The organism is Alcanivorax sp. HI0083 (assembly GCF_001635175.1).
Genome location: NZ_LWFX01000318.1, coordinates 1 through 955, shown reverse-complemented (window position 1 = coordinate 955; position 955 = coordinate 1). Strand labels below are relative to the sequence as shown.

General features: G+C 55.2%; 1 protein-coding gene and 1 pseudogene. Both read right to left on the bottom strand.

Going from position 1 to position 955, the window contains the following annotated elements; genetic code table 11:
• A pseudogene (locus A3754_RS03355) lies at nt 1–577 on the bottom strand (F0F1 ATP synthase subunit beta); the annotation flags it as partial.
• Between the two features lie 49 nt (nt 578–626).
• Nucleotides 627–955 (bottom strand): F0F1 ATP synthase subunit gamma (locus A3754_RS03350; RefSeq protein WP_197468421.1); only part of this gene is annotated, 329 nt, incomplete at its 5' end.

Genomic DNA, 955 nt, shown 5'->3' with positions numbered 1-955 from the left:
TCATTTCGTGGTAGAAGTCGTTACCCTCACGAGTACGCTCACCCACACCGGCAAACACGGAGAAACCGGAGTGCTCGATCGCGATGTTCCGGATCAGCTCCATCATGTTTACGGTTTTACCTACACCCGCACCACCGAACAGGCCAACCTTACCGCCTTTGGCGAAAGGACAAACCAGGTCGATTACCTTGATGCCGGTTTCCAGCAGTTCGTTGGTGGCTGCCTGATCCGCATAAGTAGGCGCAGCGCGGTGAATCGGCATACGCTCGTCTTCACCGATGGGGCCAGCCTCATCAATCGGGCGACCCAGCACGTCCATGATACGGCCCAGAGTCTTGGTGCCCACAGGAACCTGAATCGGTTCACCGTTATCAGTCACGCCAAGGCCGCGCTTGAGACCTTCGGTGGAGCCCATGGCGATAGTACGTACCACGCCGTCGCCCAGCTGCTGCTGAACTTCCAGGGTAGTTTCAGTACCGTCCACGGAGAGGGCGTCATATACCTTCGGTACGGCTTCGCGTGGGAATTCCACGTCGATCACAGCACCGATGATCTGAACAATACGACCGCTACTCATGCTTGCATCCTCTTAACTTGCGTTTTTGCCGCGTTAATCTGCTTGACGATTAAACCGCAGCAGCACCACCAACGATTTCGGAGATTTCCTGCGTAATAGCAGCCTGGCGTGCTTTGTTGTACACCAATTGCAGATCACGAATGATGTCACCGGCATTATCGCTGGCGGCCTTCATGGCGATCATACGTGCTGCCTGCTCACAGGCATTGTTTTCAACCACACCCTGATACACCTGAGACTCAATGAACCGCACCAGCAGTTCGTCGAGGAGCTCTTTCGGGGCCGGCTCATAAATGTAGTCCCAGTGACGCTTCAGCTCTTCATCGCTACCCGCTTCCAGCGGCAACAACTGAATATTCTTGGGCGACTGGGTCATGG